Source organism: Saccharopolyspora griseoalba, from assembly GCF_042665275.1.
GTDB classification, from domain to species: domain Bacteria; phylum Actinomycetota; class Actinomycetes; order Mycobacteriales; family Pseudonocardiaceae; genus Saccharopolyspora; species Saccharopolyspora griseoalba.
This window is the reverse complement of the sequence record NZ_JBHTCJ010000002.1, coordinates 331,116-348,040: the sequence shown is the minus strand read 5'-3', so window position 1 is coordinate 348,040 and position 16,925 is coordinate 331,116. Positions and strand designations below refer to the sequence as shown.

Below are 16,925 nucleotides of genomic sequence, written 5' to 3'. Positions count from 1 at the left end.
CGCTGGACCTCGACCGCGGTGCAGCGTGCAGGGTGGTGGGGTGGCTGCTGTTGAGTCCCCGTCCGACAGCGCGCTGTGGCACCCGAGCCGCCGCGCCTTCACCGCTGGCCTGGTACTGGTCATCACGCTGGTGGCCTTCGAGGCGATGGGGGTGGGCACGGCGTTGCCCACGATCGTCGCCGAGCTCGACGCGCGCCAGTGGTACTCGTGGCCGCTGACGACCTTCCTGGCCGCGAGCGCTCTGGGCACCGTCCTCGGCGGAAGGCAGGCCGACACCCGGGGTGCGGCCCTGCCGCTGCTGGTCGCGCTGCCGTCGTTCGCCGTCGGCCTGGTCATCGCCGCGGTGGCGCCGAACATGCCGGTGCTGCTGGTCGCCCGCGCGGTGCAGGGCATCAGCGGCGGAACGCTGATCGTCTCGCTGTACGTGCTGATCGCGCAGGTCTATCCCGAGCGGCATCGCCCGGCCGCCTTCGGCGCGCTGTCCTCGGCGTGGGTGGTTCCCGCGTTGTTCGGTCCCCTCATCGCCGGGCTGCTCACCGAGCACGCCAGCTGGCGGTGGGTCTTCGGCGGCCTGGCTCCGCTGGTGCTGCTGGGGGCGGTGCTGCTGGTGCCGGCGGTGCGCCGCCACGGCGCGGCACCCGAGCAGACCTGCGGTCCGCGTCGCGGGACCGTTCCTGCCGCGTTCGCCGCCGCGGCCGGCGTGATGGCGGTGAACTGGGCGGCCCAGCGCGAGTCGGTGCCGGCGTGGTCGCTCGGCGTGGCGGGAGTGATCGTCCTGGTCCCGGCGCTGCTGCGGTTGTTCCCGAAGGGAACCTTGCGCGCACGCCCGGGCCTGCCGATCATGGTGCTGGGGCGGGGGCTGCTGGCCGGGTTGTTCTTCACCGCGCAGGCTTTCGTGCCGCTGAGCCTGACCGTCGCCCACGGCTACAGCCCGGCCACCGCCGGCGTGCCGCTGACGGTCGGTTCGCTGGGCTGGACCCTCGGCGCGCTGTGGCAGAGCAGGCAGCGGCGGTGGCCCCGCGAGTACCTGGTGGCGAGAGGCTTCGTGCTGGTCGGCCTCGGCTGCGCGGGTCTGGTGTTCGCGCTGCCCGGCTGGGGAGTGGCGTGGTTGGTGTTCGCCTGCTGGTTCGTCGCGGGCACGGGCATGGGCATCGGGATCTCCAGTACGGCGGTGGCGGTGCTGGCGCGTTCCCCGGAGGCCGATCGCGGTTTCAACTCCGCGGCGCTGCAGATCTCGGACATGCTGGGCCAGGCGGTGCTGGTCGGTGCCGGTGGTGTGGTCGTCGCCTCGCTTGCCACCGCCGCGGATCCGGTGGCCGGAGTGCTCCCGCTGGACCTGGCGCTGCTGGTCGCGGCCCCGGCAGCGGCTGCGCTGGTGCTTCGAGCCGGGCGCGCGCAGCCTCGCTGACCTGCGCGTTCCCCGGAGGTGCGGGGTGAGCGCCGGGCGGCTTCCAGTACCCTGGACGGGCGATGACTTACCTCGACCACGCCGCCACGACCCCGATGCGGCCCGCAGCGGTGTCCGCGATGAGCGAGGCGTTGCCCCGGATCGGCAACGCCTCGTCCCTGCACACCTCGGGTCGGCAGGCGCGCAGGCTGGTCGAGGAGGCCCGCGAGGACATCGCCGACGCGCTCGGCGCGCGTCCTTCGGAGGTGGTGTTCACCGCGGGCGGTACCGAGAGCGACAACCTCGCGGTCAAGGGCATCTTCTGGGCGCGCCGGTCCGCGGACCCGGCCCGTCGCCGGGTCCTGGCTTCCACCGTCGAGCACCACGCGGTGCTCGACGCGGTGGAGTGGCTGGCCGAGCACGAGGGAGCCGAGATCACCTGGCTGGAGGTCGATCCGCAGGGGCGCGTCCGGCCGGAGGTGTTCGAGGCGGCGCTGGCGGGCGGTGCCGACGACGTCGCGCTGGCCACGGTGATGTGGGCGAACAACGAGATCGGCACGGTCAACCCGATCGCCGAGCTCGCCGGGATCGCCGACCGGTACGGGATCCCGCTGCACACCGACGCGGTGCAGGCGGTCGAGACGCTGCCGGTGGGGTTCACCGCCTCCGGTGCTTCCGCGCTGACCATGACGGGTCACAAGGTCGGCGGCCCCTACGGCGTCGGGGTGCTGCTGCTGTCACGCGACGTCGAGTGCACGCCGGTGCTGCACGGCGGCGGCCAGGAGCGCGAGGTCCGCTCCGGAACGCTGGACACCCCCGGGGTGCTGGGCCTGGCCGCGGCGGTCCGGGAGGCCGTCGACGCGCGCGACGCGCACGCGCCGCAGCTGACCAAGATGCGCGACGAGCTGATCAGCGGTGTGCGCGCGGCGGTCCCCGACGTGGTGCTCAACGGCGACCTCGGCGACGAGGTCATCGCCGGTGGCCCTTCCCGGCTTCCCGGCAACGCGCACTTCACGTTTCCGGGCTGCGAGGGCGACAGCCTGCTGATGCTGCTGGACGCCAAGGGCATCGAGTGCTCCACCGGCTCGGCCTGCACGGCGGGCGTTTCCGAGCCGAGCCACGTGCTGCTGGCCATGGGCGCCGATCCGAAGGCCGCACGAGGAGCCCTGCGGTTCTCGCTGGGGCACTCCTCGACCGCGAGCGATGTACAGGAACTGACCGAGGCGATCGGCCCGGTCGTGCGACGAGCGCGTAGCGCCGGTCTGGCCGGGTTGCGCCGATCTTCGGCGGACGCGTCCGCCACGGAGGTGTGAGGCGTGCGAGTACTGGCAGCCATGAGCGGGGGAGTCGACTCCGCGGTCGCCGCCGCCCGGGCAGTGGCGGCCGGGCACGACGTGACCGGGGTGCACCTGGCGCTGTCGGCCAAGCCCGGCACGCTGCGCACCGGCGCCCGCGGGTGCTGCACGATCGAGGACTCCCGCGACGCCCGCCGCGCGGCGGACCTGCTGGGGATCCCGTTCTACGTGTGGGACTTCGCCGAGCGGTTCACCGAGGAGGTCATCGAGAACTTCGTCGGCGAGTACGCCGCGGGGCGCACTCCGAACCCGTGCCTGACCTGCAACGAGAAGATCAAGTTCGAGGCGTTGCTGGAGAAGGCGATGGCCCTGGGCTTCGACGCGGTCTGCACCGGGCACTACGCGCGGCTGACCCTCGTCGACGGTGCTCCGGAGCTGCGGCGCAGTCGCGACGAGGGCAAGGACCAGTCCTACGTGCTGGCCTCGTTGACCGCCGAGCAGCTGCGCCACTCGTACTTCCCGCTGGGCGACTCGCTGAAGTCCGAGGTGCGGGCCGAGGCCGAGGAGCGCGACCTCGCGGTGGCCAAGAAGCCCGACAGCCACGACATCTGCTTCATCCCGGACGGCGACACCAAGAAGTTCCTGGAGAACAGGCTCGGGCAGGCGCCGGGGGAGCTGGTCGACGACGAGACCGGTGAGGTGCTCGGTGAGCACACGGGCGTGCACGGCTTCACCGTGGGGCAGCGCAAGGGGCTGGGCATCGACGCCCCGGCACCGGACGGCAACCCGCGCTACGTGCTCTCCCTCGAACCGGTTTCCGGGACGGTCAAGGTCGGTTCCAGGGATCGGCTCTCGGTGACCGAGATCGACGCCAAGCGCCCGATCTGGCCCTCCGAGCAGCCCCTCGACGGTCCCACCGAGTGCGTCGTGCAGGTCCGCGCCCACGGCGGAACCGCGGACGCCGTCGCCGAGTTCGACGGCGAGAGGATCGCGGTCCAGCTCCGCCAGCCGCTGCAGGGGGTCGCCCCGGGCCAGGCCATCGTGCTCTACCGCCCGGACGAAGCAGGAGACCTGGTCCTGGGCAGCGGCATCATCTCCGCGACCCGCTGATCACCGGGCGATCAGCTCGGCGAGCTCGTCGGGTCGCTCGTCGACGAGCAGGTGCCCGCTGCCGGGGAGCACCGTCAACTCCTGACCGAGAACTTCCCGAACAGGTCCGGCCAGCGCGCTCGGCGGGAAGTACCTGTCGTGCTCACCGGCCACGACGACCCGGTCCAGGGCGGCTGCCTGCGGTGGTGCGGCGCCCGGATCCAGGCTCGTCCGAACGTGCCGGGCGACCAAGGTCATCCAGTCGACGAGCTCGGTCGGCGGACGGTTCCCCGGCGCGTACATGGTCGCGAGCAGCCGCGCGCTGGCCTCCGGGCCGCGGCGCAGCATCCAGGACACCGCGGGCAGGAGGATTCCCGGCCCGAGCCGCGCGCGCACCAGACCGCCCGGCGCGAGCAGGACCTGGCGCGAAACCCGCCGCGCGTCGCAGCGCATGACGATCGCGGCCCCCAACGAGTGCCCGATCAGCACGACGGGTCCGCCACCGACGTGATCGAGCACGTCGGTCAACCACCGCTGGTACCAGGACCGAAGTTGCCCAGCCGGCGGTCGAGCCGCGTCGCTGAGACCGGGTTGGCCGGGAACGTCCGCAACCACCAGCTGAAACCTCGCGGCGAGCGCGGACGCGAAGGGCAAGCAGGCGGCCGCGTTGAAGTTCGTCCCGGGAACGAACACCGCTCTCCGGCTGCCCGCGCCCGCCCTGACGAGGTGAGTTTCCCGGTCGGCAGCAGTGATGATCGTGCGCTCGTGCTCGGCGGTCCACGCGTCGAGCCGGTCCGAGCACCAGCGTTCGACGACGTCCCGCCCTCGGTCGCTCCGGTAGGTGCTCCGCATCGCGCTCCCAGCTCGAAACCGCCCCGTCTCCCGCCAAGCCTGTCACCCTTCATCCGCGGACGCGCCAGGTTCTCGGGCGGTTTCCGCTGGCGGGGAAACCCGTTCCGCTTCCCGACCCGCCAGCGTGAAGGTGGAGGGGGCCGATTCCTGCAGCGGCGGTGACTGAGGACGGTCGCGTGATCACTGGTCGAGCGACGGGTAGCCCTTCTCGCGCAGCGCTAGTGCCGACGTGCTCGTCGGGTTAGTGTCTGGCCCCACACGACGGAGTGGGAGGTCCCGATGGTGGAGCTTCGGGGGAGCACGGTCGCTGACGTGGTGCGGCGCAGCGCGGGGCGCGTGGGTGACCGGGAGGCGCTGCGGTTCGTCGATTCCGCGGGGCAGCAGCGGGTGTGGACCTACGCCGAGCTCGATGCGGCGGTGAGCCGGGCGGCCGGGTTCCTGCTGGCTTCCGGGGCGGTCAAGGGCGACCGGGTCGCCGCCTACGGGAAGAACTCCGACGCCTACCTGGTCGGGTTCCTCGCCTGCGCGCGGGCGGGCCTGGTGCACGTCCCGATCAACTACAACCTGACCGGAGGGGAGCTCTCCTACCTCCTGTCCCAGTCGGGCAGCGGCATCGCGCTGGTCGATCCCGGCCTGATGGGCAACGTCGACGCGGTGCGCGCGGAAACCTCCCTGCAGCAGGTCATCCCGCTGCGCGACGAGAAGGACTCCTTGCTGTCGTGCAGCATCGAGGGCGAGGTCCCCGACCTCGACGTCGCGGTCGCCGACGACGACCTGGTGCAGCTGCTCTACACCTCCGGCACCACGTCGCTGCCCAAGGGCGCGATGATGACGCACCGCGCGCTGCTGCACGAGTACGTCTCCTGCCTGCACGCGCTGGACTTCGGCGAGAACGACCTGCCGTTGCACGTGATGCCGCTGTACCACTCGGCGCAGATGCACGTGTTCCTGCTGCCGCACCTGATGATCGGCGCGCGCAACCACCTCGTGGAGGTGCCCGACCCGACCGACGTCCTGCGCCGCATCGAGAGCGAGCAGATCACCTCCTTCTTCGCCGCCCCGACGGTGTGGGTGGCGCTGGCCAACCACGACGAGTTCCCGACCCGCGACCTGAGGTCCCTGCGCAAGGCCTACTACGGCGCCTCGATCATGCCCGGTCCCGTGCTGCAGCGGCTCCGGGAGCAGCTGCCCGAACTCGGGTTCTACAACTGCTTCGGCCAGTCCGAGATCGCGCCGCTGGCGACCGTGCTGCGCCCGGAGGAGCACGACGAGCGCCCGGACTCCGCCGGCCGACCGGTGCTGTTCGTCGAGGCCGCGGTCGTCGACGACCAGGGCGAGGAGGTCGCGGCTGGCGAGCTCGGCGAGATCGTGTACCGGTCCCCGCAGCTGTGCACCGGGTACTGGGACAAGCCGGAGGAGACCGCCGAGGCGTTCCGGGACGGCTGGTTCCACTCCGGTGACCTGGTTTGCCGCGACGAAGCCGGGTACTGCTTCGTGGTCGACCGCATCAAGGACGTCATCAACACCGGCGGCGTGCTGGTGGCCTCCCGCGAGGTCGAGGACGCCCTCTACACCCACCCCGGGGTCGCCGAGGTCGCGGTGATCGCGGTGCCCGACCAGAAGTGGATCGAGCGCATCGCCGCGGTCGTGGTGGCCAAGGGCGAGGTCACCGAGCACGAGCTGCTCGCGCACGCGCGCGGCCTGCTGGCCGGGTTCAAAACGCCCAAGGAGATCCACTTCGTCGACGACCTGCCCCGCAACAGCGCCGGGAAGCTGCTCAAACGCGTCCTTCGCGACCGGCTCACCACCTGAGCTCCGCGCGACGAGGGGAGCTCTTCTCCGATAGCGGCGCCTCCGGTTGGAGGTGGAAGGTTCCCCTGCCGCTTCCACGTCCGGGTTGCGAGGGAGGTTCCCTTGCGGCCCGCCGGGGCGTCGGTGGCGGGTGGAGGTCGATAATGGGGGCGATGAGTGACACACCTTGGGGTCCGCGGATCGCGACCGCCATCGGTTCTATGCCGGGTGCCGATCCGGTCGAGGCCGCCCGCACCGTGCTCGGCGAACTGCCGGAGCTGATGCCGCTGCCGGAACTGCCCGCGCGCGGGGTCGGGGCCGACGTCCTCGGCCGCACCGCGGGGCTGCTGGTCGATCTCGCCGTGGAGGTCGTGCCGTCGGGGTACCGCGTCGCCGCGCACCCCGGGATCGACCACCGCAGGGCGGTGGACCTGATGCGGTGGGACCTCGACGCGCTGGAGCAGGCGGCCGGCGAGGCCGGTGCGCCCAGCGCCGTCAAGGTGCAGGCCGCCGGGCCGTGGACGCTGGGCGCGGGAGTCGAGCTCGCGCGCGGGCACCGGGTGCTGACCGACCGCGGGGCGCTGCGCGATTTCACCGAATCGCTCACCGAGGGGTTGATCGCGCACGTCGAGCAGGTGGCCGCGCGCTGCGGATCCCGCGTCGTGGTGCAGCTCGACGAACCGAGCCTGCCCGCGGTGCTCGACGGCTCGCTGCCGACCCCGTCCGGGTACGGTTCGGTGCCCGCCGCGCCCGCGCCCGACGTGCAGCGGCTGCTCGGCGAGGTCGTCGAGCGCCTCGCCGACGCCACCGGTTCGCCGGTCATCGCGCACTGCTGCGCGCCGCGCCCGCCGGTGGAGCTGCTGCGCAACGCGGGCTTCGGCGCGGTGGCGCTGGACGTCACCGGTCTCGGCGAAGTCACCGGCCGGTTGGCCGACGAGCTCGGGGAGGCCTGGCAGGAAGGCATGTCGCTGTTCCTGGGGCTCGTGCCGACCACCGGCCCGGAGGCGGACCTGCGGACGCTCGCGCAACCCGCGTTCGACCTGGCCTCCCGCCTGGGCTTCGGGGTCAGAACGCTGGCCCACCAAGCGGTCCCTACTCCGACGTGCGGTCTCGCCGGAACCCACCCCGATCGCGCCCGCCGGGCCATCGCGCGGACCAAGGACCTGGCCCAACTCCTCGCCGACGAAGCCGAGGTCTAACCGGTCGGGTATCGACCGCGGGTTTTTCACCGAAATGGACGTGTCCGGCTTAACGCGTTGGTAGGAAGGCTTCTGTGGGGAGTTACTGCATAAGTGAGGTCGAGCGCGCTGGATGGGTGCGTCGGAGCACCATCCGCGATGCCGCGTGCCTGACGCTCGTTCGGGGAACCGACCTCGGTGCGGTCGCCGAGGACTTCGGGGCCGTGACCGCCTACGGGCGGCCGATGGACATCGACGAGTTCTGCGAGGAGGCCTTCGCCTACCAGGAGAAGCACCCGATGATCGCGCTGCGGCCGATCGGTGAGTGGACGCTGGTGGTCGAGGACTCCGGGCATCAGGGCGTGCGGCCGGAGGTGCTGCGCCGGGTCGCGCATCCCGAGGCCGTCTCGCTGTACTGGAACGAGGACGTGCGCACCCGCTTCGCGCGCACCGCGGAGGGAGTCGTCCGGACCGCGTTCGAAGCGGTGCTGCCCGAGCGGCGGGAGGGGACCGATCCCGATGGGCTCGAGCGGCTGCGCGAGGACCTCCCCTGGTCGCAGGCCGATCCGGTGGCGCTCATGATGGCCTTGGCCGGGCGCGTCACCGGGCTGACCCCGGGGTCCGACTGGTTGGCCGGCGAGTTCGCGACCTATCCGGTGGCTCCCTGGCCCGACGATCTGGTGCCGGTCGCGCTGGACGAGGTCGAGGGGTACCCGGCGGAGCTGCTCGGCGCGGTGCACACCAGCGCCGAGGTCGACCGGAGGGCCCTGGTGGGCACCTTGACGCACTACCTGGCCACCGCGGGCGACTGCTTGGAGCTGCCGGTGGTGCAGCGCCTCATCGCCGGGGTGCGGCCCGCCTGCGGTGAGGTCGACCAGACCGTGCGCGAGCTGGTCTGGCGCGGCATCTGGAAGGCGCCCGCCAGCAGCGACCGCAACCGGGTGCGGGCGATGCAGGTGCTGCGGCACGCCATGCAAGCCGACAGCCGGTGCGCGTTGACCGGGATCCTGGCCGAGGCGCCCCGGGTGCGCGGGGTGCGAGCGCAGGAGGTCGCCGAGCTCGTCCGCCGGGCTCTGCTGGGGTAGCGGTGGTCCGATCGGGGCGCGCTGTTCTTGAGGCGAAGCGCCCCGGCCGCCGTCGCGACCGGGCACAATGGTCGGCATGTTCGAGTTCCTGCGCCGCCGCCGAGCCGCCGCCGAGCCCGTCGACGCGGCGGCCGAGGCCCGGGCCCGCGCCGAGGAGTTCTGGCGGCGCTGGGACGAGCTGCTGCCCGAGATCGCCGGCGCGCTCGGCGACAACGCGCCGGAGCGCGTCGAGAACCTGGTGGCCGACGCGCTGGCCGCGGTTCACCCGGACCTGACCTTCTCCATCGAGCACGGCGAGAACGCGGTCTACGCGCTGGTGATCAGCAGCCAGGCCGACCCGGAGCTGCGGCCCTGCACCGACGCCTGGATGGCCGCGGCGCCGCCCGCCGACACCTTGTGGGAGTACCACGACTCGGTGCCGCCGGTGCCCGACCCGACCGGGGTCACGGTGAACCTGCGCGGCGAGAAGTACCCGCTGGAGCAGGTCCGGGTCGCCGCCCAGGTGGACGAGGCCGAAGGGCTGGTCGACGTCGCGGTCTACCACCCGGGCTTCGCCGGGCTCGACGACAACGCCCGCCGGGCGCTGACCTTCCTGCCGCTGGACGCCACGCTCGGCGAACGGCTCGCCGCCGACCGGCTCGGCCGGGTGGAGACCGCCGAGACCGAGCCCGAGGGCGCCGTCGGCCTGCTGGAACTGCGCGAGCTGGTCCGCGAGCTCGACGCGCGGTGAGCCGCTGCGCGCAGCTGTCGTACCCGATCGCTAGTCTCGGGGTGTGACCAGCAAGGACGCCACCGTGGACAACACCGCCGACGCCGAGACCGAGGGCGCGCTCGCCGATCCCGCCGCGGGCAGCACCGCCGAGGGGATCGAGGACGTGCCCGCCGACGTGCGCGAGCGGTACGCGGAGCTGGCCGAGGAGGTTCGCGGCCACCAGTTCCGCTACTACGTGCTCGACTCGCCGACGATCTCCGACGGCGAGTTCGACGAGCTGTTCACCCGGCTGCAGCGGATGGAGGACGAGCACCCCGCGCTGCGCGCGCCCGACTCGCCCACCCAGGTGGTGGGCGGGACCTTCTCCACCGAGTTCGAGCCGGTGGCCCACCTCGAGCGGATGCTCAGCCTGGACAACGCCTTCGACACCGAGGAGCTGCAGGCCTGGGTCGACCGGGTGGAGAAGGAGGTCGGCGGCGCTGCCGAGTACCTCTGCGAGCTCAAGATCGACGGGTTGGCGGTCAACCTGCTCTACCGCGACGGCCAACTGGAGCGCGCGCTCACCCGCGGTGACGGCCGCACCGGCGAGGACGTCACGCTCAACGTGCGCACCATGCGCGACGTGCCCGAGCAGCTCACCGACTCCGAGCAGTACCCGGTGCCCGGTCTGGTGGAGGTGCGCGGCGAGGTGTTCTTCCGCGTCGACGAGTTCGCCGAGCTCAACGCCAGCCTGGTCGACGCGGGCAAGGCGCCGTTCGCCAACCCGCGCAACGCCGCGGCCGGTTCGCTGCGGCAGAAGGACCCGCGGATCAGCCGGACCCGCCCGCTGCGGCTGATCTGCCACGGCTTGGGCCGCCGGGAGGGCTTCGAGCCGGAGCGCCAGTCGGAGTCCTACGCCGCGCTCAAGGCCTGGGGCCTACCGGTCTCCGCGCACACCACAGTGCTGTCCACTGTGGATCAACTGGTCGGGCACATCGAGCACTGGGGGCGCAACCGCGAGTCCGCCGAGCACGAGATCGACGGCATCGTGATCAAGGTGGACCAGGTGTCGCTGCAGCGGCGCCTGGGCGCCACCTCGCGGGCGCCCCGCTGGGCGATCGCCTACAAGTACCCGCCGGAGCAGGCCACCACCCGGCTGCGGAGCATCGAGGTCAACGTGGGCCGCACCGGCCGCGTGACGCCGTTCGCGGTGATGGAGCCGGTCAAGGTCGCCGGGACCACGGTGGCCATGGCCACCCTGCACAACGCCGACGAGGTCCGGCGCAAGGGCGTGCTCATCGGCGACCGGGTGGTCATCCGCAAGGCCGGCGAGATCATCCCCGAGGTGCTCGGCCCGGTGGTCGACGTGCGCACCGGCGAGGAGCGCGAGTTCGTCATGCCCGCGGCCTGCCCCGAGTGCGGGACCGCCCTGGCCAAGCAGAAGGAGGGCGACGTCGACCTGCGCTGCCCGAACGCCCAGGGCTGCCCGGGCCAGCGGCGCGAGCGCCTCTTCTACCTGGCCAGCCGCAAGGTGCTCGACATCGACGCGCTCGGCTACGAGGGTGCGAGCGCCCTGCTGGAGGCCGGGGTGGTCGGCGACGAGGGAGACCTCTTCGACCTGGACGAGGCCAAGCTGCTGCAGACCTCGCTCTACACCACCAAGGAGGGCAACCTCTCGGCCAACGGCACCAAGCTGCTGCACAACCTCGAGGCTGCCAAGGACAAGCCGCTGTGGCGGGTGCTGGTGGGGCTCTCCATCCGTCACGTGGGGCCGACCGCGGCGCAGGCGCTGGCCCGCGAGTTCGGTTCGCTGGAGCGCATCGAGGCCGCTTCCGAGGAGGAGATCGCCGCCGCGGACGGCGTGGGCCCGACCATCGCCGGTGCTGTGCGCGAGTGGTTCGCGGTGGACTGGCACCGCGAGATCGTGCGCAAGTGGCGGGAAGCCGGTGTGCGGATGGCCGACGAGCGCGACGAGTCCATCCCGCGCACGCTCGAGGGCATGTCCATCGTCGTCACCGGTTCCCTGCAGCAGTTCTCCCGGGACGAGGCCAAGGAGTCGATCATGGCCCGCGGCGGCCGGGCCGCCGGGTCGGTGTCGAAGAAGACCGCGTTCGTGGTCGTCGGGGACGCTCCGGGCTCGAAGTACGACAAGGCCATGCAGCTCAAGGTGCCGGTCCTCGACGAGGACGGGTTCCAGGTGCTGCTCGACGAGGGGCCCGACGCGGCCGTCGAGCACGCGCTGCCCGCCGAGGAGTAGAAAACGCGTCGAGTTCGGTCGGTGCGGGCTGGCAGGATCGCCGCATGACGACGATTCGCCTGGCCCGGCCGGAGGAGCACCCGATCATCGGGGAGATCTCGGTCAGCGCCTACGAGGAGGCCGACAACATCCCGGCCGACGGCTCCTACTACTCGGTGCTGCGCAACGCCGCCGACCGCGCGGCCGAGGCCGAGCTGCTGGTGGCCCTCGACGGGGACAAGCCGGTGGGCACCGTGACCCTGGTCCGCCCCGGTGGCCGGTACTCGGAGATCGCTCGGGACGACGAGCTGGAGTTCCGGATGCTGGCGGTGGCCCCGCAGGCCGCCGGGCGCGGCGTCGGGCGCGCCTTGGTGGACGCGGTGTTCGAACGGGCCCGCGCCGAGCGGTTCGCGCGCGTGGTGCTGTGCGTGCAGGAGCGGGCCGTGGTTCCGCGCGGGCTCTACGAGCGGATGGGCTTCCAGCGGCTTCCCGAGCGGGACTGGTCGCCGACCGAGGACATCCACCTGCTCGGCTACTACCTGGACCTGTAGGGGCGAATCGCCCTCGAGCGGGGGTTCCCGACGTACCGCGGCGCGTCGGGAACCCCGTCAGCTGTCCAGGACCACTGCGACGATGCCCGCGAGGTGGGCGAGGCGGGCGAGTTCCGCGGTGCGGAACTGGGGGCCGCCGGGGCGCCCCGCCAGCAGGACCCGGTCGGGCTTGCCGATCGGGGTGGCGGCCAGCTCGGTGCCCAGCTCCTTCCAGGTGTCGGGCACCCAGGTCTCGTCGCCGTCGAGGATCGCCGCGCGCGGCAGCGGCAGCCAGGGCAGCTCCAGGTAGCCCTCCTGCGGGGCGGAGGTGCTGGCGGCCAGCTGCTCGGCGCCGCCGGAGCGGTGGCCGAACACGATCGCCCAACCCGATCGGATGATCTTGGGCACGCCTTCGGCGAAGATCTGCAGCCCGCGGCCGGGCTCGGCGGCGATCTCCTCGACCAGCTCCAGCTCGCGATGGGTGTCCAGCACGCCGGCGTAGGGGCGCACGGCGTCGACCTCGACGCCGTCGATGGATTCGGCGGCGGTGATCAGCACGTCCGGCGGGCGCCCCGAGGGCAGCTCCACGACCAGGTCGTCGATGGCCTTGCCGCCGACCCGTTCGACCACGACCACGCTGAGGATGTCGGCGCCGATCTCACCGAGCGCGCTCGCCACCGACCCGAGATTGCCGGGTCGATCCGGTATCTGCACCCGGACGAGGAAGGACACCGGACTCAACGCCTCCAGTTTCGTGCGCGACACCTTGCCGGCCACGCTTTTCACAGGCGCACGGGCCGCGCACCGGGCGGCCGCTCGTGCGAGGAACCAACCTTCGAAATTGTGTCAGACGCTTCGTAGTCACTCTGCTACAACCGTCCGCGCAGTGGAACGACCAGCCGTTTCGGCGAGTTACGCGCCGTGGTGCCGATCACGCGCGACGCGCCCGGCCGCGCTCCCGCAGGTCGGCGTGCCCCCTGGTCGCCCGGCTGCGGCCCAGCCATAGACTGAGACGTACCTGAAACCGGACATGACCAGGGAGCCTTCGCAGTGTCCAAGATCTCCCGCGACGAGGTCGCACACCTCGCCGGCCTGGCGCGGCTGGCCGTCACCGAGGCCGAGCTCGACACCTTCGCCGGCCAGCTCGACCAGATCCTCGATGCGGTGGCGAAGGTGGGGCAGGTCGCTGCGGACGACATCCCGCCCACGTCGCACGCCGTTCCGGTGACCAACGTTTTCCGCGAGGACGAGGTTCGCCAGGGCCTGACGCGCGAGCAGGCGCTCGCTGCGGCGCCTGCGGCCGAAGAGGACCGGTTCCGCGTGCCGCGGATCCTGAGCGAGGAGGCCTGATGAGCTCGACCGAGAACAGCGGTGGCCTGACCGGGCTGACCGCCTCCGAACTCGCCGCCAAGCTGGCGGCGGGCGAGGTCACGTCGGTCGAGGCGACCCAGGCCCACCTGGACCGCATCGCCGCCGTCGACCCGAAGATCAACGCCTTCCTGCACGTCGACGCCGAGGGCGCGCTGGCCGCCGCCGCCAGGGCCGACGAGGACCGGGCCGCGGGCGAGGCCGCCTCGCCGCTGGCCGGGGTGCCGCTGGCGCTCAAGGACGTGCTGGCCACCTCCGACATGCCCACCACCGTCGGCTCCAAGATGCTCGAGGGCTGGGTCCCGCCCTACGACGCGACGGTGTCCCGCCGGCTGCGCGAAGCCGGGGTGGTCGTGCTGGGCAAGACCAACATGGACGAGTTCGCGATGGGCTCGTCGACCGAGAACTCGGCCTACGGCCCGACCCGCAACCCGTGGGACACCGAGCGCATCCCGGGCGGCTCCGGCGGCGGTTCGTCGGCGGCGCTGGCCGCGTTCGAGGCCCCGCTGGCCATCGGCACCGACACCGGCGGTTCGATCCGCCAGCCGGGTGCGGTGACCGGCACGGTCGGCGTCAAGCCCACCTACGGCGGCGTCTCCCGCTACGGCCTGGTCGCGTTCTCCTCGTCGCTGGACCAGCCGGGCCCGTGCGCCCGCACCGTGCTGGACGCGGCGCTGTTGCACGAGGTCATCGCCGGGCACGACCCGATGGACTCCACCTCGATCGACCAGCCGGTGCCGCAGGTCGTCGAGGCCGCGAAGCGAGGCGCCACCGGCGACCTGAGCGGCGTGAAGGTCGGCGTGGTCCGCGAGCTCGCCGGCGAGGGCTACCAGTCGGGCGTGCAGCGGGCCTTCGACGCGGCCGTCGCGCAGCTGTCCGAGCTGGGCGCCGAGGTCGTCGAGGTCTCCTGCCCGAACTTCGACTACGCGCTGCCGGCCTACTACCTGATCGCGCCGAGCGAGGCCTCCTCGAACCTGGCCCGCTTCGACGCCATGCGCTACGGCCTGCGCGTCGGCGACGACGGCGAGCGCAGCGCCGAGGAGGTCATGTCGCTGACCCGCGAGGCCGGTTTCGGCCCGGAGGTCAAGCGCCGCATCATGCTCGGCACCTACGCGCTGTCCTCGGGCTACTACGACGCCTACTACGGGCAGGCGCAGAAGGTGCGTACGCTGATCACCCGCGACTTCGCCACCGCCTTCGAGCAGGTCGACGTGCTGGTCTCGCCGACCACGCCGAGCACCGCCTTCAAGATCGGCGAGCGCGTCGACGACCCGATGGCGATGTACCTCGCCGACCTGTGCACCATCCCGTCGAACCTGGCGGGCAACGCCGCCATGAGCGTTCCCTGCGGGCTGTCCGATGAGGACGGCCTGCCGGTCGGCCTGCAGATCATGGCCCCGGCGATGGCCGACGACCGGCTCTACCGGGTCGGTGCCGCCTACGAGTCCGCGCGCGACGCGGACCAGGGCGGCCCGCTGCTCGACCGCGTTCCCCAGCTCGCCGTCCAGGAGGTCGCGTGATGAACCCCAAGTTGAAGGCCGTGTTCCAGCTCGCCTCCGTGGTGTCGGCGGCGTTCGGGCTCAAGCAGAGCATCAAGTCGGCCCGCGAGAAGAACGACAAGCTCGAGCTGGCCGACGCGATCATCACCGCGCTCGGCCTGGTCACCGGCACCGCCCTGGCGGTGCGTGCGCTGCGCAAGGGGAGTGACGACCAGTGACCGCCGTCGCGGAGATCATGGACTTCGACGAGGTCGTCGCCGAGTACGACCCGGTGCTGGGCCTGGAGGTCCACGTCGAGCTGTCCACCAGGACCAAGATGTTCTGCGGCTGCGCCAACGCGTTCGGCGCCGAGCCCAACACCCAGGTCTGCCCGGTGTGCCTCGGGCTCCCGGGTGCGCTCCCGGTGGTCAACGGCAAGGCCGTCGAGTCGGCCATCCGGATCGGCCTAGCGCTCAACTGCGAGGTGGCCGAGTGGTGCCGGTTCGCCCGGAAGAACTACTTCTACCCGGACATGCCGAAGAACTTCCAGACCTCGCAGTACGACGAGCCGATCGTGCACGACGGCTACCTCGACGTGGTGCTCGACGACGGCGAGACCTTCCGGGTCGAGATCGAGCGCGCGCACATGGAGGAGGACACCGGCAAGTCGCTGCACCGCGGCGGCGCCACCGGTCGGATCCACGGCGCGGACCACTCGCTGCTGGACTACAACCGGGCCGGCGTGCCGCTGATCGAGATCGTGACCAAGCCGATCACCGGTGCCGGTGAGCGCGCCCCCGAGGTCGCCCGCGCCTACGTCACCGCGCTGCGCGACCTGCTGCGCGCGCTGGGCGTCTCCGACGTGCGGATGGACCAGGGCTCGCTGCGCTGCGACGCGAACGTCTCGCTGATGGCCAAGGGTTCGGCGGAGTTCGGCACCCGCACCGAGACCAAGAACGTCAACTCGCTGCGCAGCGTGGAGCGCGCGGTGCGCTTCGAGATGCAGCGGCACGCCGCGGTGCTGTCCTCCGGCGGGGAGATCCTGCAGGAGACCCGGCACTTCGACGAGTCCACCGGGTCGACCTCGTCGGGCCGCAAGAAGGAGACCTCGGAGGACTACCGGTACTTCCCGGAGCCCGACCTGGTCCCGATCGCGCCCTCGCGCGAGTGGGTCGACGAGCTGTCCAAGACCCTGCCCGAGCTGCCGTGGGAGCGCCGCAAGCGCGCCCAGGATGAGTGGGGCCTGTCCGACGAGGAGCTGCGCGACCTGGTCAACGCCGGTGCGCTGGAGCTCATCGCCGAGACCGTGGACGCGGGCGCGACCCCGGGCGAGGCCCGCTCCTGGTGGGTGGCCTACCTGGCGCAGCAGGCCAACACCCGCGGCGTGGAGCTGGCCGACCTGGCGATCACGCCGAAGCAGGTGGCCAGGGTCGTCGCGCTGGTGGGCGAGGGCAAGCTGACCAACAAGCTGGCTCGCCAGGTCGTCGACGGCGTGCTGGAGGGCGAGGGCGAGCCGGACGAGGTCGTCGCGGCCCGCGGCCTGGAGGTCGTCTCCGACGACTCCGAGCTGCAGAAGGCGGTCGACGAGGCCCTCGCCGCGCAGCCCGACGTCGCCGAGAAGATCCGCGGCGGCAAGGTGCAGGCGGCAGGCGCCGTGGTCGGCGCGGTCATGAAGGCCACCAAGGGCCAGGCCGACGCGAAGCGGGTCCGGGAACTCGTCCTGGCGGCCTGCGGCCAGTGAGCTCGTTTCGAGAACGCCCCCTCCCAGCTGGGAGGGGGCGTTCTTCTTGCGGGTAGCAGGAAGGTTCCCTTCGTCGCGCTGACAGAACGGTTCCCCCGCTCACCGCAGCGGGGCCTCGATGCGGCAGGCCCCGGGCCTTTCGCCTCTGCCGGATCGCGGCGCGGCGGCGCACGCTTGGCGCGTCGCGGCGGAGTGCCGAGGTCT

At 72.2% G+C, this 16,925-nt stretch carries 15 protein-coding genes; 13 read left to right on the top strand and 2 right to left on the bottom strand.

Features of this window, described 5'->3' with window-relative positions:
* Positions 1-40 precede the first annotated feature (40 nt).
* The 3 genes from ACFQRI_RS05750 to mnmA all read left to right on the top strand — a co-directional run bounded on the left by ACFQRI_RS05750 (position 41) and on the right by mnmA (position 3,792).
* Positions 41-1,408 carry an MFS transporter gene (locus ACFQRI_RS05750; RefSeq protein ID WP_380665203.1) on the top strand — a complete coding sequence of 456 codons (1,368 nt, stop codon included), beginning with the start codon at positions 41-43 and terminating at the stop codon, positions 1,406-1,408.
* A gap of 62 nt (positions 1,409-1,470) precedes the next feature.
* Positions 1,471-2,700 (top strand): cysteine desulfurase family protein, encoded by a 1,230-nt coding sequence (locus ACFQRI_RS05745; protein WP_380665201.1) that lies wholly within the window; start codon positions 1,471-1,473, stop codon positions 2,698-2,700.
* A gap of 3 nt (positions 2,701-2,703) precedes the next feature.
* On the top strand, positions 2,704-3,792 hold the full coding sequence (mnmA, locus tag ACFQRI_RS05740; protein ID WP_380665199.1) for a tRNA 2-thiouridine(34) synthase MnmA: 1,089 nt from the start codon (positions 2,704-2,706) through the stop codon (positions 3,790-3,792).
* On the opposite strand, the gene ACFQRI_RS05735 is transcribed toward mnmA, so the two are convergent.
* Positions 3,793-4,623 (bottom strand): alpha/beta fold hydrolase, encoded by an 831-nt coding sequence (locus ACFQRI_RS05735; protein ID WP_380665196.1) that lies wholly within the window; start codon positions 4,621-4,623, stop codon positions 3,793-3,795.
* A 279-nt stretch (positions 4,624-4,902) separates the two neighbouring features.
* On the opposite strand from ACFQRI_RS05735, the gene ACFQRI_RS05730 reads away from it, so the two are divergent.
* From ACFQRI_RS05730 to ACFQRI_RS05705, 6 genes are all read left to right on the top strand, one after another.
* Complete coding sequence (locus tag ACFQRI_RS05730) at positions 4,903-6,435, top strand: fatty acyl-CoA synthetase (RefSeq protein WP_380665194.1); 1,533 nt, start codon at positions 4,903-4,905, stop codon at positions 6,433-6,435.
* A gap of 152 nt (positions 6,436-6,587) precedes the next feature.
* The gene (locus ACFQRI_RS05725) at positions 6,588-7,613 is read left to right on the top strand and encodes a methionine synthase (protein WP_380665192.1); all 1,026 of its coding nucleotides are present in this window, start codon (positions 6,588-6,590) and stop codon (positions 7,611-7,613) included.
* A gap of 116 nt (positions 7,614-7,729) precedes the next feature.
* The gene (locus ACFQRI_RS05720; RefSeq protein ID WP_380665190.1) at positions 7,730-8,677 is read left to right on the top strand and encodes a DUF6461 domain-containing protein; all 948 of its coding nucleotides are present in this window, start codon (positions 7,730-7,732) and stop codon (positions 8,675-8,677) included.
* A 76-nt stretch (positions 8,678-8,753) separates the two neighbouring features.
* Positions 8,754-9,407: a hypothetical protein gene (locus tag ACFQRI_RS05715; RefSeq protein WP_380665188.1), complete on the top strand. Its 654-nt coding sequence runs from the start codon at positions 8,754-8,756 to the stop codon at positions 9,405-9,407.
* 64 nt (positions 9,408-9,471) lie between these two features.
* Complete coding sequence (gene ligA / locus ACFQRI_RS05710; protein WP_380665562.1) at positions 9,472-11,625, top strand: NAD-dependent DNA ligase LigA; 2,154 nt, start codon at positions 9,472-9,474, stop codon at positions 11,623-11,625.
* Between the two features lie 44 nt (positions 11,626-11,669).
* Positions 11,670-12,155, top strand: coding sequence for a GNAT family N-acetyltransferase (locus ACFQRI_RS05705; RefSeq protein WP_380665186.1), 486 nt, complete (start codon positions 11,670-11,672; stop codon positions 12,153-12,155).
* Positions 12,156-12,212: 57 nt separating this feature from the next.
* Here the strand turns inward: ACFQRI_RS05705 and ACFQRI_RS05700 are convergent, their stop codons facing one another.
* Positions 12,213-12,866, bottom strand: a complete 654-nt coding sequence (locus tag ACFQRI_RS05700; RefSeq protein ID WP_380665560.1) for an ACT domain-containing protein — start codon at positions 12,864-12,866, stop codon at positions 12,213-12,215.
* A gap of 318 nt (positions 12,867-13,184) precedes the next feature.
* Here ACFQRI_RS05700 and gatC point away from each other — a divergent pair, with 318 nt between their 5' ends.
* The 4 genes from gatC to gatB are packed head-to-tail and all read left to right on the top strand — an operon-like array spanning position 13,185 to position 16,721.
* Positions 13,185-13,484 carry an Asp-tRNA(Asn)/Glu-tRNA(Gln) amidotransferase subunit GatC gene (gene gatC, locus ACFQRI_RS05695; protein WP_380665184.1) on the top strand — a complete coding sequence of 100 codons (300 nt, stop codon included), beginning with the start codon at positions 13,185-13,187 and terminating at the stop codon, positions 13,482-13,484.
* Complete coding sequence (gene gatA / locus ACFQRI_RS05690; RefSeq protein ID WP_380665181.1) at positions 13,484-15,022, top strand: Asp-tRNA(Asn)/Glu-tRNA(Gln) amidotransferase subunit GatA; 1,539 nt, start codon at positions 13,484-13,486, stop codon at positions 15,020-15,022. Before gatC ends, gatA begins: the two co-directional genes overlap by 1 nt.
* Positions 15,022-15,219 (top strand): hypothetical protein, encoded by a 198-nt coding sequence (locus ACFQRI_RS05685; protein WP_344130894.1) that lies wholly within the window; start codon positions 15,022-15,024, stop codon positions 15,217-15,219. The genes gatA and ACFQRI_RS05685 overlap by 1 nt, the downstream gene beginning before the upstream one ends.
* Positions 15,216-16,721, top strand: a complete 1,506-nt coding sequence (gene gatB / locus ACFQRI_RS05680) for an Asp-tRNA(Asn)/Glu-tRNA(Gln) amidotransferase subunit GatB (RefSeq protein ID WP_380665178.1) — start codon at positions 15,216-15,218, stop codon at positions 16,719-16,721. Before ACFQRI_RS05685 ends, gatB begins: the two co-directional genes overlap by 4 nt.
* The last annotated feature ends 204 nt before the right edge of the window (positions 16,722-16,925 follow it).